1 protein-coding gene is annotated in these 411 nt (G+C 49.1%); it reads left to right on the top strand.

From position 1 onward, the window contains the following. Positions 1-411 (top strand): reverse transcriptase domain-containing protein (locus M3180_RS23150; protein ID WP_251671640.1); only part of this gene is annotated, 411 nt, incomplete at both ends.

The following is a 411-nucleotide window of genomic DNA, read 5'->3' as shown; positions in this document are numbered from 1 at the left end:
TAACGCCTGTATTTGACCCAACGTTTTCCGAGCAAAGTTATGGATTTCGCCCACAACGGCGAGGGCATGATGCGGTAAGGAAAGCACGAAGCTACATGGAAGAGGGAAACCGCATTGTGGTAGACATTGACATGGAGAAATTCTTCGACCGAATCCATCACGACCGCTTAATGGCAAAGCTGGCGGAACGAGTGACAGACAAAATGGTGCTGAAACTTATTCGCGGCTATCTGCAAGCGGGAGTAATGGAAGGAGGTCTCGTTCAAGCGACAACGGAAGGAGCCCCGCAAGGAGGTCCACTTAGTCCGCTATTATCGAACATCGTCCTAGACGAGTTAGATAAGGAACTGGAAAAGAGGAACCTTCGTTTCGTGAGATATGCCGACGACTGCAACATCTATGTGAAAACGT

This window comes from Paenibacillus camelliae (assembly GCF_023715345.1).
Taxonomy (GTDB): Bacteria; Bacillota; Bacilli; order Paenibacillales; family Paenibacillaceae; genus Pristimantibacillus; species Pristimantibacillus camelliae.
Note: the sequence above shows the minus strand (reverse complement) of the source record. Positions and strands in the feature narration are given on the sequence as shown.